Origin of the sequence: Planotetraspora silvatica (assembly GCF_016863315.1) — a bacterium.
Lineage (GTDB): Bacteria > Actinomycetota > Actinomycetes > Streptosporangiales > Streptosporangiaceae > Planotetraspora > Planotetraspora silvatica.
Genome location: NZ_BOOQ01000032.1, coordinates 148,845 through 166,834, shown reverse-complemented (window position 1 = coordinate 166,834; position 17,990 = coordinate 148,845). Strand labels below are relative to the sequence as shown.

Sequence of the window (17,990 nt, the reverse complement as noted above, 5' to 3'; positions counted from 1 at the left end):
CGTGGACGGGACACGGTGATGCATCCCAACGGCGGCGGAAACCCGCAAGAGCGCCCGTACGTCAACACGCGTGCCTTCCGCAGGGAGGACGCCGTCCGCTTCTTCGGCCGTGAGCGGGAAGCACGAAAGCTTGCGGGGCAGTGGCGGGACAACCGTGTCACGATCCTGCACGGACCGGCGGGAATCGGGAAGTCGTCACTGCTCGCCGCCGGAGTAGTGCCCATGTTCGACCCGTACACGACCGATGTGCTGCCGATCGGACGCATCAGCCGGCGGCCGGATGTGCCTGCCGCGCTCATCTCGAGGAACGACAACCCGCTCGTTCTCCGTCTGCTCTCGTCATGGTCCCCGTACGAGGCGCCCACGACCCTCTCCGGTTTGACCATCTCCGCCTTCCTTCGCAGACGGACGGTCAAACGTGATTCCTCCGGTGATCCGGTCCCTGTCATGACCGCGATCGATCAGGTCGAAGAACTTTTCACCGACTTCGACCGCAGATCGACTCATTGCGAGGAACTGCTGGAACAGTTCTCCGACGTCCTCGACAGCGAGCTGCCGTTTCACCTGCTCATCGCGGTGGACGACGACCATCTCGACGCGGTGGTCGGACACCGGCGAATCGGCGACCGCATGACGGCGCCCCCCTACAGGCTGGGTCCGCTGAGCGTCTCCTCGGCACAGAACGCGTGCCGGAAGCCCATGGAGGAGATCGGCCGGTCATTCTCACCAGGGGCGGTGGAGGCGCTGGTCGACGATCTTCGTACGGTGCGCCTGGGCACCGATTTCAAGCGGACCGTCAAGATCCAGGCTTCTGTGGAGCCTTTGCTCCTTCAAGTCGCCTGCGCCTCGTTCTTCGATTCGCTGGCTCCCGGACACCAAGTGATCAGCAAGGACGACGTGGCAGGCGTCGATCGATGGATCGCGGGTTTCTGCCGCAGGATGATCGAAGAGGTCGCCGACGATCATTTCCACGGTGATGCGTCAGAGCTCAGAACACGCTTACTGGAATCCTTCGTCGATCCACAGGGGCTGCCCGAGATCGTCAAGCGAGGAGCCACCGAGACCGGGGGGCTGCCCAACCAGGTGATCGAGGCGCTGATGGCGCGCCGCATCCTGCGTACGGCCGCGGATGAGATCGGGGGGCCGTGTCGGATCTGGCACGAACGCCTGGTGCTTCCCCTCGTGCGCGGTGGGGCTGTGGAGCAGGGAACACGAAGTGCCGCCGACGAATTCCAACTGGCGCAGTGGGCGCTGCGGGCCGGTCGGTTCGACGTGGCGATCAGGCGTGCAGGCCAGGCCCTTCGAACGGCGGGCGAGAACGGACGGCTGCGTGCAGAGATCGAATCCTTTCTCGGCGACGTGGCGTACCTCAGTGAAGATCTTGACGGTGCGATCGTCCACTACCGTAGGGCAGCCCAACTGCTCGCGGCCGGGCCGGGCACCGGCGTCCTCGTCGCGACTCTGTTGACCGCGGTGGGCCGAATTCTCATCAGACAGGGAGAGTTCGACGAGGCCATCAAGGAGCTTCACGCCGCGGGCCGTCGCAGCCCGGACGACTCCGCGATACAGACGGATCTCGCCTGGGCCATGTGGTACAGCGGGCGCGAAAACGGAGCCGTGGACGTCCTCGACAGCGCCTTGGAGTTGGAGGGGAACGCCCCCGAAGCGCTTCGCGCGCGAGGAGAGATCATGTCGGATCTCCAGCAGCCGGATCGCGCCATCCGCGATCTCGAACGCGTGCGCCCGCTCCATCGGTCCTCCACGAAAGCCGCGTACGCGCTGGCCCTCGCCTTACGCGGAGACGTCTCCGAAGCGGTGCTGACCATCCCGCCCATCGATTCGGAACAGAGCAGCGCCACTCTGCTTCGCGTGGCCAGAGTGCTGGAAGTCGCGGGGGAACTCTCGGAGGCGGCCCAACTCGCTCAGCGTGCTCGGCAAGCCACCGGCCGGCCGCTGCTGCCTCCCCGGCTCGCCGCCGAAGCCGACCGCCTGAGCCGTCGTCGAGACTGATCAGGGACTCGGGTAATCACCGTTACATCTGTCCTTGATGCTTTAGTCTCTGACAGTGCCACCCCCTCTACTCCTTCGCCGTGAACGGCACACTGTCGCCGGGATCCAGTCGAGGGGAGATGCGGCGGTGGTCAGGCGGGGGAGTGAGCGTTCATTCAGTGCGCTTTTCTCCGCCAATCAGGGATTCCGCCGATCCTGGACGGCATCCGCACTTTCCATGTTGGGCACCCGCACTCTCGGCGTCACTTATCCACTGCTCGCCTTCGCTGTGACGAAATCCCCCGCGTGGACGGGATGGGTGGTATTCGCGTCCACGGTTCCCGGACTTTTGTGCTACCTGCCGGCAGGGACGCTCATCGACCGCCTCGGCCCGGGGCGGGTGATGGCCTGCAGCGAGGCGGCGCGCGGACTCCTCATGGGAGCGCTGACCGCCGCGTTGATCTGTGACGTGCCGGAGATCAGAGGACTTCTGCTCGCGATCGCGTTCGTCGAGGGGGGTCTCGCTGTTCTGTCCTCGGTCGCGGAGACGGCGCTCATACCGGCTGCGACGAGGCGGGATGACATCCCCACGGCCCTGGCGGCGCACGAGACGACCGCACACGCCGTCGTCCTCGCCGGCCGGCCGGTCGGGGGGATCCTCTTCGGCCTCGGGGCATACATGTCGTTCTTCGCGAACGCGGTCGTCTTCATGTGTTCCGCAGCCCTGCTCTGGCGGCTGAACCCCGGTCAGCCGGCGCGAACGCCGCACCGTGAACCAGTCCTGCACCAGATCCGAGAAGGAATCCAGGAGGTCTGGCGGAATCCCTTCCTCCTTTCCGCGACCATCCTGACCGCGGTCATCAATTTGATCGTGCAGTCCCTGATCGTGGTGTTCATCTCGTATCAAACCTCGTCGGGGCTGGGCGCGGCGGCGGTCGGGGGCATCCTCGCGGCATCCGGGGTCGGAGGCGCGGCCGGTGCCTTCATCTCGCCCAAACGCAAGAAGATCTCACGGAAGATCGACGGATGGGCGAGACGCTGGAACTGGACCGATCGGCTGGCCGAGTTGGTGGGGCTCACCCATCGTGGCCGCTCCACGTTGCTGGTTCACGCATGGGTGTGTTCAGGCGCGATCGCGGTGATCTTCATGACCGGGTTCGCTCCGAGTGCGTTCGCGCTCGCCCTGCTGATGATCGGTGTGGCGGGGGGACTCAGCAACGTGACCATCCGGACCTTGCTCAGCCGGGTCCCCGCGGACAAGGTCGCCCGGGTGGTCAGCGTCTCGCGGCTCGGAAGCTACAGCACGGTCGCACTGGGACCGGTCCTCGCCTCACTTCTCTACGAGAGCGCCGGTCCGAGGGCAACGCTCGGAACCGTGACGGTGTCGATGGTGGTCGTCGCGCTGGTCATGACACTGGTGCCGACGTTCAGGAAGAGCCTGTCGCCCAGGTGGCCGTCCGGACGACTGTGGAAGGCCCGGCTGGCCTCCAGATAACCGACTGATCACACCACACACGCATCCATCGTGTTTGGGATGGAATCAAGGTATGCGCTTTCTGCGGTTGAGTTGCGGTCTGATGGCGGCTGTACTGCTGGGGCTCATGGGGACGGAGGTCGCGGCCGCGGGGGCCGCCGGGCCCGAGTTCATGGACAGGGATCCGCTCTCCATCACGCTGGATCGCCTGGCATCGGGCCGACCGTTGCAGGTCGCGATCGTCAATCCCGGACCTGCGGTGGACGCGCAGGTCCGGATCGCCGGAGCAGTCGCCGATGCGCTGACCGTCTCCGGCGCCGGAACGATCCACCTCGCCGCCGGTGGAGCCACGATGATCACCGTCACTGCCGGCCCGCATCGGCATGCCGGGGGTGGACAACTGGTCCTCATCGCGGAGACAGGCCTCGCGCGGCGCCAGATCATCGTGACCGAATCCTGGTGGTTCATCAGGTACTGGGTACCCCTGGCGATTGCTCTGCTCCTCGTGTCAGGTGGGCTCTTGTGGTGGTGGCGGCGCAGACGTCACACGGAGACCGACGGGGCGGGAATCGGCGACGAGCCGAAGCAGGCGGTGTTCACGCACAGTGACGAGCCCGCGAAGACGGACAGGCTCAACCGGTCCGAGTACGCCAGAGAGCTGGCACTGCTGGCCAGTTCCGCCACTCCGCCGATGGTCATCGGCGTGTTCGGGGAGTGGGGAACCGGCAAGACTTCACTGCTGATGCAGGTCAGAGAAGTACTCGAGCAGGATTACCCGGACTGCGCCCACGTTTGGTTCGATCCGTGGCCACATCAGTACGAGGGCAATCCCGTACTCCCCCTCCTCCACGTCATCGTCGCCGAACTCAAGCTGGCCAGGAGGGAGGAAATACGGCGGACACTGAGAACGATCTCTGAAGTCCTGGGCTCACTGGTCCTCACGTCGTCGGTCGGACTCAATCTGGATGACGTGCGCAAGTCCATCAAGGCCTATGACGAGACGAACTTCCGGATCCGTTCGGAGCGGACTCGACTGGACGAGCATCTCAGCTCGCTCATCAGACAGGCACTCGTGGCGACCGGTAAGCGCCGCCTCGTCGTTTTCATCGATGATCTCGACCGATGCGCGGCCGACCAGATCACAGCATTGCTTGAGGCGCTCAAACTGCACTTCAATCGCGACAACTGTGTCTTCTTCCTCGGCGTGGCCAAAGAGCCGCTGATCGCTGCGGTCCGTGGCAAATACGGTGAGCAGCCGGCCGTGAACTATCTCGACAAGATCGTTCAGTTTCCGTTTGAGATGCCGCGGCTTTCGCAGGACGAGTTCCGCGCCTACCTGGAGAGCTTGTTGCGGGATGAGATCAGGCCCGCCCGCGAACTGCTGGCGATAGGCCTCCCGCACAACCCGCGCACGGTCAAACGATTCGTCAATGTGCTCATCTTGCAGGACCGGGTGGCCAGAGCCAGGCGGCTGGCATCGTACGACGTGGCCATTCTGGCCGCTGTCCTGTTGATCCGGGACGGCGACGGAGAGTTCTACAAGCGGCTCGGTAAGGACTCGACCCTTCTGAAGAGGATCGCGGAGGACATCGAGACCGCCGAAGAGGGTCAGGTCCCCGACTGGGATCCGCTGGCGCTGGCGATCGTGGGATTCCTGCGGACGGAGCGCGGCGTTCCCGACGACGTGCGGCCGTACATCGACCTGGTGAAGGCTTCACCTGCGCCGCAACAGCCCGAGGGTCCGGAGCCGGAGTCGACCTCGGAGACCTTCTCCGATCTCGGCCGTCACGGCCAGGGGGAGTTGCGGTCCGTTCTGCATGTCCTCGCCGGTCGGGTGGACAGGCAGGTGAGTCAACTCGTGGGTGACGAGAGCACGCTGCTGGCTCCCGTGGTCCGCGTGGACGAGATGCCGCCGCGACCGATCGCGATGGAGGAACTCCTCGAACTCTGGAACGAGGGGTTGATCCTCCTAGGGTCTCCCGGCACCGGAAAGACCGTGCTCGCGGCGCGGCTGACCCGGCGTCTCATCCAGCAGGCGGGACCCGATGACCCGATCCCCGTGTTCCTCCGGTTCCGCGCACTCAAGTTCGCCGACGCGAACTTCGAGCTGTGGGTGACGCACGCGTTGACCGACGAGTACCGGATTCCGATCACCAACGCGTTCGCCCTGGTCAGCCGAGGCCATTTGGTCTACGTACTCGATGGGCTCGACGAGGTGGACCCCCCGGACCGAAGCAAGATAGTCCAGGAACTGCTGAACTGGCAGGCCCTGACCGGCGCGAAGATCCTGGTGACCGACCGAGTCCGGCCCGCTCGCGACCCTTTGGCGGATCACCCCGCATTCCGGCGGGCTGAGGTCCTCGGGGTGCTGGAAGAGGACTCCACCGAACTGCTGCGAAAGGTGCTGGCCGCGCGTGGGGTCCGCCTGGAGCGCCTGCGGATGCCCGCCGGGACTCTTCGTTCCCCGGAGTTCCTCGCGGTGCTGACATCGATGACAGCCTGGATCGAGGATCTGCCCGCCCGGCAGGTCGACTTCATTCCCTGGTACGCCGACTGGGCTCAGCAAAAGGCGGCCGCCGGCGTCGGACCACCTATCAAGCAGATTCTCCACGACCTTGCGCGTCATCTCGTCTACGAACGGAAGGAGACCTTTTCGAGCGAGGATCCCGAGGTCAGAAACATATTCCGCCGAGGCGAGGTGCGAGGGCTGGAGGTGCCGAATGCGATTCGTGCGATGAGTGAGGCCGGTCTCATCCGAGAGGTGGCCCCCGACGTCCACCACTTCGTCCACCCACTTCTGCTGGAGTATCTCGCCGGACCGCACAACGGGTCATGAGGGCCGGGAGTGTCAGAAGGTGATCGTCCACCCTTCCCTGGCCGCCTGCTGTTTGGTGTAGGAGACGCCGTCGGCTTTGGGGCCGGTGGGGTCGAGCAGGGTGATCGCCCCGCCGGAGTTGCCCAACTGGAGCCCCGCGGTGACGGGAAGGCAGAGGGCGGCCCCCGGGCCGATGAGCCCGGTGAGACGGAGCGTGCGTCTTCCCTGGTCGGTCAGGCGCCAGCCGTCGAGGTCGATCGGTTCGGGTGAGGCGTTCATGAGGGTGACGGTCTCGGGTTCGGGGGCGGGGCCGAGGGGGTTGACCAGTGCGGCGAGGATGCGCAACGCCCGCTCACCCGGCACGGGCCGCGGGGGCGCCTCGTCGACGGCGTGTCCGGTGGCGTCGTCGGTGTGCCAGGCCTGGGACTGGAAGGCCAGGAAGATCGCGATCCACCGCTGCTCGGCGGGCAGGTGGATCAGAAGGCCTCCGTCCTGCCAGACGCCGTCGTCCTTGCGGAAGCTTCCGCTGTTGCCCTGGTTCATGTGGACGTCGTGGACGCCGTTGCCGGGCAGGAAGCCGAAGACCTTGTCGCGGGTGGAGGGTTCGGGCCCCCACCGCTCGCCGAAGACGTAGACGCCGGCGGCCGGGTCGGCGATCGCCCGCTGGAGGTAATGGTCGAGTTTGTCGGCCAGGTCGTTGTCCTGGCCGGGAAGTTCGGGCGGGAGCGTGCGCATGAGCGCGGGGTCGAACAGGTTGCCGCGGATGAAATCCAGGCTCGCGCCGCCGGATCTCGACGCGAGTGCCGTCCAACCGCTGCCCGGCTCTGGCAGGAGCGCCGTGACAGGGTGACTGAAGTCCTCGTCGGCGAGGTAGAGCAACTCGGAGGGGGACTGCTGCGACTGGACGTTGACCGCGGCCCGATAGGCGGTCCCGCCGGCGTCGAGGAGATGGATCTGGAAGTGCGGGGTGTCGGTGGTTCCCTCACGGCGCCGGTCGACGGCGCGACCGGCCAGTACGCCATAGGACCGCAACGGCATCGGCGAGGCTCCAATCACCTGGCGTCGAGTCACATCGGCTCGTGTGCGATTTCGACAGTAATCTCGACGCCGGTCGAATGGCCAACATTGCGGCATTTGGAAAACAAGTCCCGTTATTCGTGCCTCCCCGCGGGCATCGCCGGAGAACTCCGTTCCGTACGACATCGGATCGTGCGCCTACTCATCTCGCGCTGAGTAGGCGCACTCACGACACGCGGACAGACCATGCCGACGATGGTCATATGACACGACCCGTGCAAACCGCTCCGACCACGACGACCGCCTTCTACATTCAGGCCGTGATCTCGTTCGGGATCTCGGTGACCGCTCTCGCGGTCGGCATCGCGTACCTGCCCGTGAACGGCTGGGTCCGGGCGTTTCTGAGCCTGGGCCTGCTCTACGTGGTGACGTCGACGTTCACCCTCGCCAAGTGCGTCAGGGACCGGCAGGAGGAGAGCACCCTCGTCGGCCGGGTCGACCAGGCCAGACTCGACAAGCTGCTGGCCGAGCACGACCCCTTCAAGGCCGACTGACCGCCGTCACCCGGCCGGCGGGATGTTGTGGTGTCCTCCCGAGTTGTCCGGACACCTACGTTCGGTGGCGGAGCGACTGCTGCGAGCCGCGCAGGAGCCGCCTTTCTTGACTGGTTCATCGACCGGTTGAGTCACGTTCGCTCACAAGAACATCACGGCCGAAAAGGTCATTTCGGGTCTGAGTCAGGCGTTTCGTTCGCGCGAACGCACCGGTCATCGGTCGCGGACGGGCGAGCGATCCGGCGCCTTCCCTCAACGCGAAGTGCCCTTGGAGGAAATGATGCCCACCCGAGCGAAGATCGCCACTGGACTGGCGGCCTCGATCACCGTTGGAGCGCTCGCCCTGAGCACGGGCCTCGTGCCCGCCCAGGCGGCAGCGCCGGCGCATGTCGCGACCACCGTGTCGGCCGCGGCCGCCGTCGAGCCCCCGGTGTTCACCGCCACTCTCTCCAGGTCCTATGACACCTTCGACGCGAACCAGGCCGTCGCCGTCGACAAGAAGTACTTCTACGTGGTCGACAACCGTAAGATCACCAAGCACGACAAGGCGACCGGCAAGCCGTTGCTGCAGTTCGTGAGTGACCCCGCCGGCCCGATCATCCACATGGACAGCGCCGTGGTGGTCGGCGACAAGCTGTACGCCGCGCACTCCAACTACGACCAGTCGCCGATGGAGAGCTCGATCGAGGTGTTCGACACCAAGACGATGCGGCACGTCGACACCTACAGCTTCGGCATCTACCGCGGCTCGCTGACCTGGCTGGACCGGCACGACGGGGCGTGGTGGGCGGGCTTCGCCAACTACGACGTAGTGCCGGACGGCGAGACCGTGCCGTATGGCGAGACCTACAACACGCAGATCGTCAAGATGGACGACCACTTCCAGGTCGTCGAGTCCTGGAACATCCCGAAGACGATCCTCGACCGGTTCAAGCCGATGAGCAATTCCGGTGGATCGTGGGGACCCGACGGCCGGCTCTGGCTCACCGGGCACGACCTCGGCGAGGCGTACGTCATGAACCTTCCGGCCGCCGGCCCCGAACTCGAGTGGGTCGCCACGGTCACCCTGCCGAACGTCGAGGGCCAGGGCATCGCCTGGGACCGCTCGGGTGACAAGCCCACCCTCTGGGCGATCAAGCGCTCCACCTCGCAGGCGCTCAGCTTCGCCGCTCCGTATCGGTCGATCGACGACCCGCACGGCTCCTCCTGGCAGGTGCTCGGCCCCGGCCACTTCCAGCAGTGAGCTTCACGCGCTGATCGGCGGATGATCGGTGGAGTCCCACTGCGAGGCGGCTCCACCACGAGGCCCTTCCGGTTCGCCGGAAGGGCCTCACGCGTGCACGCCCGGGGTTGACCCTCCGAATCGATCCGAAGAAGACTGCACCATGGCCGACATCGGAAACTCGCTGGAGAAGGCGTTCGACTTCGTCTGGGACCGCTTCCTCGATCGACTGGACGGCCTGAGCGACGACGAGTACTTCTGGGAACCCGTTCCGGGCTGCTGGTCGGTGCGTCAGGACGACGCCGGGCGGTGGCGGATCGACGGCGACGGGGGCGGCCCGACGGGAGAACCCGCTCCTGATCCGGCGCCCGTGCCTTCCTGGAGCGCGCCTACCGGGACTGGCGTGCGGGAATCGGCGGGATCGACGAGCAGCGGTGGTGGAGTCCCATCGGCCCGGCCTTCGGCCTCTACGCCAAGGACTCGACGGTCGACCTGGCCCTGCACGTCTTCGATGAGATCGTGCATCACGGCGCGGAGGTCGGCGTCCTGCGTGATCTCTACCGCCGGAGAAGCGAGCTCGGAAACCTCTGATCCGGGGCGAACTGGGAGACGATGGCGTCATGGCCCGGATCAAGGACATCGTGGTCGACTGCCGGCATCCCGCCACGGTCGCGCGGTTCTGGGCGGCCGCACTCGACGACTACGCGATAGCGCCGTACGACGAGGCCGAACTCGAGCGCCTGCGAAGCAACGGCATCGACGATCCGGAGGACGATCCGACCGTTCTGGTGGAGTCGCGGCCGGGTGTGACGCCACGCTTCTTCTTCGTGCTGATCCCGGAGCCGAAGGTCGTCAAGAACCGGCTCCATCTCGACCTGACCTGCGACGACCTCGACGCGGAGGTGGAGCGGCTGTGCGCACTCGGAGCGCGTCTGGCCGCCGTCCACGAGGGCTGGGTCGTGCTGACCGACCCGGAAGGCAACGAGTTCTGCCTCCTGCCGGCCTGAGCCGTACGGGAAGTCAGGCCGAGGCCCGCGCGAGCGTCTGGCCAAGATGGGCGAGAGCGCGTTCCGACGTGCTGTCGGGCTCGGCGCCCATGACGATGAGCTGCTGAGTGGGTGCGCTGTTCACGGTGAACACGTCCCAGGACACGGTCACCGGGCCGACGTCACGGTGCCGGAACCGCTTGACCTCGTTGCGCCGGGTCCGGACGTGATGGCGCGCCCACAGGCTGCGGAACTCCTCACTGTGCTCGGAGAGCTCCTCGACGAGCTGAATGAGATCCGGGTTGCCGGGGTCCCTTCCCACCGCCGCACGCAGTTCGGCCACCTTGTACGCGGCGGCCTCCTCCCAGTCGAGGTAGAAGTCCCGTGAGCTCGCGCAGAAGAAGACCAGCTTCAGGCAGTTCTCCTGGTGGGCCACTCCCTCATAGAGCGTGGTGGCCAGCGGGGTCGCGGCCAGCACGTTCAGGCCGCGACCGATCACGAACGCCGGATTGCTGTGCCAGCCCGCCATGAGCTGGAGAAGGGCCGGGCTGACATGCTCCGGTCCGCGGACGTCCGCACGAGGCGGCCACGCACGCGTGTGCACGAGCTCGTACAGATAGTCGGTGGTGTCGGCGTCGAGCCGCAGGGCCTCCGCGAGGGCGCTCAGCACCTGCTGGGACGGGTTGCGTTCCCGGCCCTGCTCCAGCCGGATGTAATAGTCGCTGCTGACGCCGGCGAGCATCGCGAGTTCCTCGCGGCGCAACCCCGGGGTGCGTCGCCGGCCACTGGGCGGCAGGCCGACGTCCTCGATGGACGTCGTCTCACGCCGGGTGCGGAGGAAGTCGCCGAGAAGCCTGTCGTTGTCCATTCGACCAGGCTATTTCGCATTACCTATCTAGACAGTGGGTGTGCTGCACCCCCTCATCCGCCGCCGGCGGAAATCCGGTTGCTCCCGCTCTGGGGCCTGCGCGACGCTTCCATAATGGACGACGAGCGCCAGATCATCGCCGATGACGACGGAAACCCCGTGCTCAGCTACGTGGAGGGCGTCCGGGACGGCAGGCCGTGGGCCGACCTCGTGGAGGTGCTCGGGCCGGGAGCGGCCGACCTCATCATGACCCGCCTGCGCGGCTGGATCGTCTCGACGTCGGAGGACCTGTCCGGCGAGCTGATCGAGCAGGGCGCCCGGCTCGTACGGCACGCGCACGGGATGTCCTGCGACCTGCGCGCCAGGACGCCGTCGAAGGTCGCGCCCCCGAGCGGTTTCCGGTTCGTGCCGTGCGACCGGTCGCCGGAGGACCTGCTTCCCACATGGATGGCGGCCTATCCGCCGGGCCACCCCGATCACCGGCCGCGCGACGAGGCGCAGACGTTGTCCGAGCATCTGGTGCCGCTGCTCGGCGGCGAGATCGTGGGCAGGCTGCTGCCGTGCAGCGCTCTCGCCGTGGACGCGGACGACACCGTGGTCGGGGGAGTGCTGGTCAACGACTGGCGCGGCACCCCCTGGATCTCGGACGTCGCCCGCCATCCGGTCGCCTCGCCCCCGGGCCTCGGGCACGCGCTGCTCGCGGCCACCATGGACAGGGCCGCCGCCGACGGGCACCGTGCCATCGGCCTGGCGGTCTCGCACGCGAACCCGGCCATGAGGGTCTACGAGCGACTCGGCTTCACCGTGGTCCACACCGGGGTCACGGTCGCGATCTGACGCACGGGTCTACAGGCCCGACACGAACGTCCGCACGGCGTCCTCGTACTGCTCCGGGTCGACGTTCCACGAGCCGGTGTGCCCCCCGCCCTTGGTCCGCACGAGCGTGACGAGGTCGGATCGGATCCTGGCGAACTCCAGAGCCGGTTCGACGGGAACGGTGCCGTCGGCCGAGTCGACGAAGATCAGCGCCGGGATCGAGAAGTCGCGGGCATGCCGTACGTGGTCGAGGTCGTCGAAGGACAGACCGGTGCGCCGCTCGATGACCCAGTCGGCGACCGAGACCAGGAAGTCGGGCACGCCCATCTGGCGGCCGCCGTACGCGATGGGCGACCGCCAGTCCATGACGGGACTGTCCAGGATCATGCCCGTGATCGGTTCGTCCGGGAGCTTCCGCACGGCCATGGGCACGATTGCGCCGCCCATCGACCACCCGTAGAGGACCATTTCCGTCGCGCCCTGGCCCTTGGCGTAGGTGATGGCCGCCGCGAGGTCCTCCCACTCGCCCGCCCCGAGGTGGAGCTTCCCGTCAGGGCCCGCGGGTGCGCCCTCGTCGTTGCGGTAGGTGATGCCGAGCACCGGCATTCCGAGCCGGCGGAGGGTCGGCAACACACGGAGCGCCTCGGCCGCGTCGCCGTTCCGCCCGTGTACGGCGATCACCCACGTGGACGAGGTGCCCTCGGTCTGCCACGCGGGGAAGTCGCCGAGCGGGGAGGGGACCTTCACGTCCTTGTACGGCATGCCGACGGCCGACGGGCCCACGCGGCCCCACAACGATCGGTCGAGATAGGCCCGGACGCCCGGACGGAGTGTGCCCCGCGACACCTTCTCGACTCTCCGGGTCACCGTCCCGATTCCGGTGGAGACGACAGGGCCGAGGAGGGCGTTCCCACCCGCCCAGGTCAGGCCGTATGTCCCCGGTGCCGCCGTGTCCGCGCCGCCCTTCAGCGTGACCTGGTCGCCGTTCACCGCCGTCACCTCGAGCGGATAGTCCGAGGAGTGGTAGGGATCGATGACGAGACCGGAGTAGTACCACCCGGCACCACCCAGCGCGATCACGGATGGGAGGGCGACCCCCGCCACGGCCCAGACGAGACGACGTCTCCATGGGGGCATCGCGCGCATGGCCCAAAAACCTAGCGTGAAATGCCGTGATACCTCCATTTATGAGGCCGGATCTGCATGTGGTGTGCACCACGGCGGGACGACCGGTGATTGTTCACCCGTTCGCGGCCATTTGCTCGATTGCGTATCCCGGCCCGCCGCGTAGTTTCTTGGCATGACCACTTCGCATGACGTACAGCAGGTCGAGGAAGCCAACGCGAGCGGCCGCACGCCGGTCGTCTTCGTCCATGGCCTGTGGCTGCTTCCGAGCAGCTGGGACCGGTGGGCCGCGTTGTTCGCGGAGTCCGGATACGCTCCCGTGAGCCTGGGCTGGCCGGACGACCCGGAGACGGTCGAGGAGGCCAACGCCCATCCCGAGGTCTTCGCGAACAAGACCGTCGGACAGGTCGCCGACCACCTGGCCGACCTGATCGCCAAGCTGGACAAGAAGCCGGTCGTCATCGGCCACTCCTTCGGCGGGCTGCTCACGCAGATCCTCGCCGGGCGCGGCCTGTCGGTGGCCGCCGTGGCGATCGACCCCGCTCCCTTCCGCGGCGTACTCCCCCTGCCGATCTCCGCCCTGCGGTCCGCCTCGCCGGTGCTGACCAACCCGGCCAACCGGCACCGCGCCGTCCCACTGACCTACGACCAGTTCCGCTACGCCTTCGCCAACGCCGTCAGCGAGGACGAGGCCAAGGAGCTGTACGAGACCTTCGCCGTGCCCGCCCCCGGTGCTCCGCTGTTCCAGGCGGCCGCGGCCAACCTCAACCCGTGGACCGAGGTCAAGGTCGACACCGACAACCCCGACCGCGGCCCGATGCTGATCATCTCCGGTGAGAAGGACCACACCGTCCCCTGGGCGATCGCCAACGCGTCCTACAAGCAGCAGAAGGACAACCCCGGCCTCACCGAGATCGTCGAGATTCCCGGCCGCGGCCACGCCCTCACGATCGACAGCGGCTGGAAGGAAGTCGCCGACACGGCCCTGACCTTCGTCCGCCGTTTCGCCTGACACGGCGGTCGCGTCCTGTGACGCATGCGCGGGTCCGCCCGCCGGGCCGGTCTCCGGTTCCGGCCGGCGGCCTGCCTGAGAGGCGGGCTTGAGAGGCCTGCTCGGGAGGCCTGCTCGGGAGGCCTGCCAGAGAGGGCGGGCCTGAGAGGCGGGCTTGAGAGGGCGGGTTGAGGGGGCCGGCCGCATATCCGGTGGCCAGGTTCGTTCTTCGCTGTCTACGCTTCGCGGGTGTCCTCTTCATCCGATTGGCCTGCGACCAGGGGCCACAGTGTGCAAGTGAGCCGTCTGACCCATGTGCTCCCTGACGGCAGGCCGTTGCTGAACGACGTGTCGTTCCGGATCGGCGAGGGAACCAAGGCCGCCCTGGTCGGCCCCAACGGGGCGGGCAAGACGACCCTGATCCGGCTGATCGCCGGAGACCTCCAGCCGATCGAGGGGTCGGTGACCCATGCCGGCGGACTGGGCGTGATGCGGCAGTTCATCGGCAGCCTGCGAGGTGCGGGCGAGAGCTCTCCCGGAGGAGACGGCCGCGACAGCCGTACGGTCCAGGACCTGCTGCTCAGCGTCGCCCCCGTGCGCGTGAAGGAGGCGGCGGAGCGGCTCAACGGCGCCGAGCTCGCCATGATGGAGCGCGAGGACGAGAAGACGCAGATGCGTTACGCCCAGGCGATCACCGACTACACCGACGCCGGCGGTTACGACATCGAAGTGCTCTGGGACACCTGCACGATGGCGGCGCTCGGCGCGCCATACGACAACGTGAAATATCGGGACCTCACCACACTGTCGGGCGGCGAGCAGAAGAGGCTCGCGCTGGAGGCCCTGCTCCGGGGACCCGACCAGACCCTGCTCCTCGACGAGCCGGACAACTACCTCGACGTGCCCGGCAAGATCTGGCTCGAACAGGCTCTCCGGGAGACCTCCAAGACCGTGTTGCTGGTCTCGCACGATCGCCAGCTGCTGGCCAACGCCGTCGACCGGATCGTCACCGTCGAGTCGGGGAACGTCTGGATCCACGGGGGCGGCTTCGCGACGTACTCCGAGGCGCGCAAGGATCGCAACGAGCGGCTCGACGAGCTTCGCCGCCGCTGGGACGAGGAGCACGCCAAGCTGAAGCGCCTGGTCGTGATGCTGCGGCAGAAGGCGACCTACAACGACAGCATGGCCGCGCCGTACCACGCGGCCCAGACCCGGCTGCGCCGGTTCGAGGAGGCCGGGCCGCCCGAGCTCGCCCCGAAGGACCAGCTCATCAGCATGCGCCTGCGCGGCGGCCGCACCGCCAAGCGTGCCGTGATCTGTGAGAATCTCGAGCTCAGCGGCTTGATGAAGCCCTTCGACCTGGAGATCTGGTACGGCGAGCGCGTCGCCGTCCTGGGCTCCAACGGCTCGGGCAAGTCGCACTTCCTGCGCCTGATCGCGGGGGAGGAGGTGCGGCACACCGGAGTGGCGCGTCTGGGCGCACGGGTCGTCCCCGGGCACTTCGCGCAGACGCATGCCCGGCCCGAACTGCTCGGACGCACGCCCTGCGAGATCGTGATGACCGAGCACGCCCGCCTGAAGAACGAGGCCATGAAGGCGCTCGCCCGCTACGAACTGGCCGGCGGCGTCGCCGAGCAGCGGTTCGAGACGCTCTCCGGTGGCCAGCAGGCCCGGTTGCAGATCCTGCTGCTCGAGATGTCCGGGGCCACGCTGCTGCTGCTCGACGAGCCGACCGACAACCTGGACCTGGCCAGTGCCGAGGCGCTGCAGGCCGGGCTGGACGCCTTCGACGGCACGGTCCTCGCGGTAACGCACGATCGCTGGTTCGCCGCGGACTTCGACCGATACATGGTGTTCGGCACCGACGGCCGCGTCTACGAATCCCCGGAGCCGGTCTGGGACGAGACTCGGGTGGTCCGCCCGCGATAAACCACGATAAAAAGCAATAAAAATCGATGAATCTGCTTGATCGCGGCCGACTCGATGCCCGGACGGCGACCGCCCGCTCATCACGCGCGCGTAATGGCATTTCCGGCGCCGGTTGCGCGGCCGGTGGAGAAGGCGAAGAGAACGGCCGTTAAAAACAACGCACGCATTGCGCGTGTCACGGGTCCGGCCCTCTGATTCCGGGTTAAGACGGCTGAGTGACGCGACGCACCCACATCACGATCGCCCTCGCCCTCGCCGGACTGGTGGCCACGGCGTGCTCCGGCGACGACAAGTCGGACGGCCTCCGGCCGCTCTCGCTGAAGGAACAGGCCTCCTCCGTCGTCAAGTCGGGCAGTGGTTACGTGGTGAGCTGGGCGGGCGTGCTCAGCAACGCCAACCGCTGGCACTTCGGCGAGAACGCGGTCGCCGTGATCACCGCTGTGGACGCCGCGGGCAAGGAGGTCGTCCACATGGAGCAGCCGCTCGACGCGGTCGCTCCGGGCGCGTCGTTGCCCTTCTCCGGGCAGGTGACCTCCAGTGCCAAGCCCGTCCGAGTGAAGATCGACTACAGGCCGGCCTCGTGGCGTGCCGCGACCCGGATACCGTCGGCGTTCCTGGCCTTCCCGGTGTCCGAGGTCTCGACCGACCGGCTGCCGGCCGGTTCCTACCTGGTGACCGGCTACGTCTCCGACCCGTTCCTGAAGGCGGCCGACGGGCTCGCGGTCACCGCGCTGCTCCGGGACGCCGCCGGCAAGCTGGCGGGAGGCGGCACCGCCTACGTCGACGACGTCCGCGCAGGTGACAAGCGCCGTTTCGTCATCACCGTGGACGGGGTGCGCGGAGCCGTCGCCAAGACCGACGTCCTGGTCACCACCTGGGGCGCGACGGCCAAGCCGTACGAGGACCTGGCCACCGCGGGGGCGGTTCCCATCCACACGGTCATGCCCACCACCGAGCCGTTCGTCAAGGACCGCGGCTACCAGACGATCACCGACCGGCGTCAGTGATGCAGCCCGTCGCCGGCTCCGGTCACCCGGAACCGGCGGCGACCCACTGTGGATCTTGAAATCCGAGGCAGGTTACCGTAACGGCATGACGAGCCCCAGGATCGTGGTCTTCGGAGCCACCGGCTTCACCGGCGGGCTCATCGTCGAGGCCCTGCTCTCGATCGGGGTCCGGCCACTGCTCGCGGGCCGCGACCGGGCCAGGCTCGACGCACTCGCGGCGACCCTCCCCGCCGAGGTGCCCACGGCCGTCGCGGACGCCAGGCGGCCCGAGTCGGTGCGCCGCGTCGTCAGGCCGGGTGACGTGCTCGTCTCCGCGGTCGGGCCGTTCGTCCGCATGGGTGACGCGGCGGTGAGCGCCGTGACGGAGGCGGGGGCCGTCTACCTGGACACCTGCGGCGAGCCGATGTTCATCAAGCGGGTCTTCCAGCGGTACGGCCCCGCCGCCGCCACACGGGGGGCGGCCCTGGTCACCGCGTTCGGCTACGACTACGTGCCCGGCAACCTGGCCGCGAGCCTGGCGCTGCGGAAGGCGGGCGCGGAAGCGGTCCGCGTCGACGTCGGATATTTCCTCAGCGGCAACGTCGCCAGGCGCGCCAGCGCCGGCACCCGTGCCTCCATGCTCGGCGTCGCCCTCGACCCCATGTACGGCTTCCGCGAGGGCCGCATCGTCCGCGAACACGGACGGACGAGGGTGTTCCACACCGGCGGCCGGCGGCGTCACGGCGTCTCGGTGGGCGCCTCCGAGCACTTCACCCTTCCGCCCGCCCATCGGGGGCTGCGCGAGGTGAACGTCTACCTGGGCTGGTTCGGCGGTCTCGGCCGGGCCGCCGGCCTGCTGGCCAGGTCGGCCCCGGTGATCGCGGCCCTGCCGGGCGCCAAACGGGCGACGGAGAACATGGCCGATCGCCTGCTCCGTTCCGCCGACCGGGCGCATCCGGCGGGCAGGCCGCTCTCTTCGCAGGTCGTCGCCGAGGCATACGACGCCAGGGGCAGGCTGATCGCCTCGGCCGAACTCGACGGGGGAGACCCGTACGACTTCACCGGGCGCGTCGTCGCCTGGGCCGCCGCGACCGCGCTGGCCGGGGGCGTGCGAGGAAAGGGCGCTCTCGGCCCTGTGGACGCCTTCGGTCTGGATCCCCTCGTCGAGGGCTGCGCGGAGGCGGGGTTCACCGCCCAGGAGAACGGCTGACGCTCGGC

The 17,990-nt window shown here is 67.8% G+C and carries 14 protein-coding genes; 11 read left to right on the top strand and 3 right to left on the bottom strand.

Translation table 11 applies throughout. The features are described from left to right. The first annotated feature begins 18 nt into the window (after positions 1–18). The 3 genes from Psi02_RS25180 to Psi02_RS25170 are packed head-to-tail and all read left to right on the top strand — an operon-like array spanning position 19 to position 6,299. A complete protein-coding gene (locus Psi02_RS25180; RefSeq protein WP_344052452.1) occupies positions 19–2,010 on the top strand; it encodes a tetratricopeptide repeat protein in 1,992 nt (663 codons plus the stop codon). Between the two features lie 55 nt (positions 2,011–2,065). Next, positions 2,066–3,484 carry an MFS transporter gene (locus Psi02_RS25175; protein ID WP_308442266.1) on the top strand — a complete coding sequence of 473 codons (1,419 nt, stop codon included), beginning with the start codon at positions 2,066–2,068 and terminating at the stop codon, positions 3,482–3,484. Between the two features lie 52 nt (positions 3,485–3,536). Next, positions 3,537–6,299 (top strand): P-loop NTPase fold protein, encoded by a 2,763-nt coding sequence (locus Psi02_RS25170; protein ID WP_203978105.1) that lies wholly within the window; start codon positions 3,537–3,539, stop codon positions 6,297–6,299. A gap of 12 nt (positions 6,300–6,311) precedes the next feature. Here Psi02_RS25170 and Psi02_RS25165 read toward each other — a convergent pair whose 3' ends face one another. Further along, positions 6,312–7,316: a DUF2278 family protein gene (locus Psi02_RS25165; protein ID WP_203978104.1), complete on the bottom strand. Its 1,005-nt coding sequence runs from the start codon at positions 7,314–7,316 to the stop codon at positions 6,312–6,314. A gap of 254 nt (positions 7,317–7,570) precedes the next feature. Here Psi02_RS25165 and Psi02_RS25160 point away from each other — a divergent pair, with 254 nt between their 5' ends. The 3 genes from Psi02_RS25160 to Psi02_RS25145 all read left to right on the top strand — a co-directional run bounded on the left by Psi02_RS25160 (position 7,571) and on the right by Psi02_RS25145 (position 10,078). Beyond that, on the top strand, positions 7,571–7,849 hold the full coding sequence (locus Psi02_RS25160) for a YiaA/YiaB family inner membrane protein (RefSeq protein ID WP_373317673.1): 279 nt from the start codon (positions 7,571–7,573) through the stop codon (positions 7,847–7,849). Between the two features lie 280 nt (positions 7,850–8,129). After that, entirely contained in the window at positions 8,130–9,092 is a 963-nt protein-coding gene (locus Psi02_RS25155) for a hypothetical protein (RefSeq protein WP_203978102.1), read from the top strand. 599 nt (positions 9,093–9,691) lie between these two features. Beyond that, positions 9,692–10,078 carry a VOC family protein gene (locus Psi02_RS25145; RefSeq protein WP_203978101.1) on the top strand — a complete coding sequence of 129 codons (387 nt, stop codon included), beginning with the start codon at positions 9,692–9,694 and terminating at the stop codon, positions 10,076–10,078. A gap of 13 nt (positions 10,079–10,091) precedes the next feature. Here Psi02_RS25145 and Psi02_RS25140 read toward each other — a convergent pair whose 3' ends face one another. Then, entirely contained in the window at positions 10,092–10,925 is an 834-nt protein-coding gene (locus tag Psi02_RS25140; RefSeq protein WP_203978100.1) for a helix-turn-helix domain-containing protein, read from the bottom strand. A gap of 114 nt (positions 10,926–11,039) precedes the next feature. On the opposite strand from Psi02_RS25140, the gene Psi02_RS25135 reads away from it, so the two are divergent. Next, positions 11,040–11,762 (top strand): GNAT family N-acetyltransferase, encoded by a 723-nt coding sequence (locus tag Psi02_RS25135; RefSeq protein ID WP_203978099.1) that lies wholly within the window; start codon positions 11,040–11,042, stop codon positions 11,760–11,762. Positions 11,763–11,771: 9 nt separating this feature from the next. Here the strand turns inward: Psi02_RS25135 and Psi02_RS25130 are convergent, their stop codons facing one another. Beyond that, on the bottom strand, positions 11,772–12,887 hold the full coding sequence (locus Psi02_RS25130) for an alpha/beta hydrolase (RefSeq protein WP_203978098.1): 1,116 nt from the start codon (positions 12,885–12,887) through the stop codon (positions 11,772–11,774). Positions 12,888–13,041: 154 nt separating this feature from the next. Between Psi02_RS25130 and Psi02_RS25125 the strand changes: the two genes are divergently transcribed. The 4 genes from Psi02_RS25125 to Psi02_RS25110 all read left to right on the top strand — a co-directional run bounded on the left by Psi02_RS25125 (position 13,042) and on the right by Psi02_RS25110 (position 17,982). Beyond that, positions 13,042–13,878 carry an alpha/beta hydrolase gene (locus Psi02_RS25125; protein ID WP_203978097.1) on the top strand — a complete coding sequence of 279 codons (837 nt, stop codon included), beginning with the start codon at positions 13,042–13,044 and terminating at the stop codon, positions 13,876–13,878. Positions 13,879–14,148: 270 nt separating this feature from the next. Next, the gene (locus Psi02_RS25120; RefSeq protein WP_373317672.1) at positions 14,149–15,786 is read left to right on the top strand and encodes an ABC-F family ATP-binding cassette domain-containing protein; all 1,638 of its coding nucleotides are present in this window, start codon (positions 14,149–14,151) and stop codon (positions 15,784–15,786) included. Between the two features lie 215 nt (positions 15,787–16,001). Further along, positions 16,002–16,793, top strand: a complete 792-nt coding sequence (locus Psi02_RS25115; protein ID WP_203978096.1) for a hypothetical protein — start codon at positions 16,002–16,004, stop codon at positions 16,791–16,793. An 85-nt stretch (positions 16,794–16,878) separates the two neighbouring features. Next, a complete protein-coding gene (locus tag Psi02_RS25110; protein WP_203978095.1) occupies positions 16,879–17,982 on the top strand; it encodes a saccharopine dehydrogenase family protein in 1,104 nt (367 codons plus the stop codon). Positions 17,983–17,990: the final 8 nt, after the last annotated feature.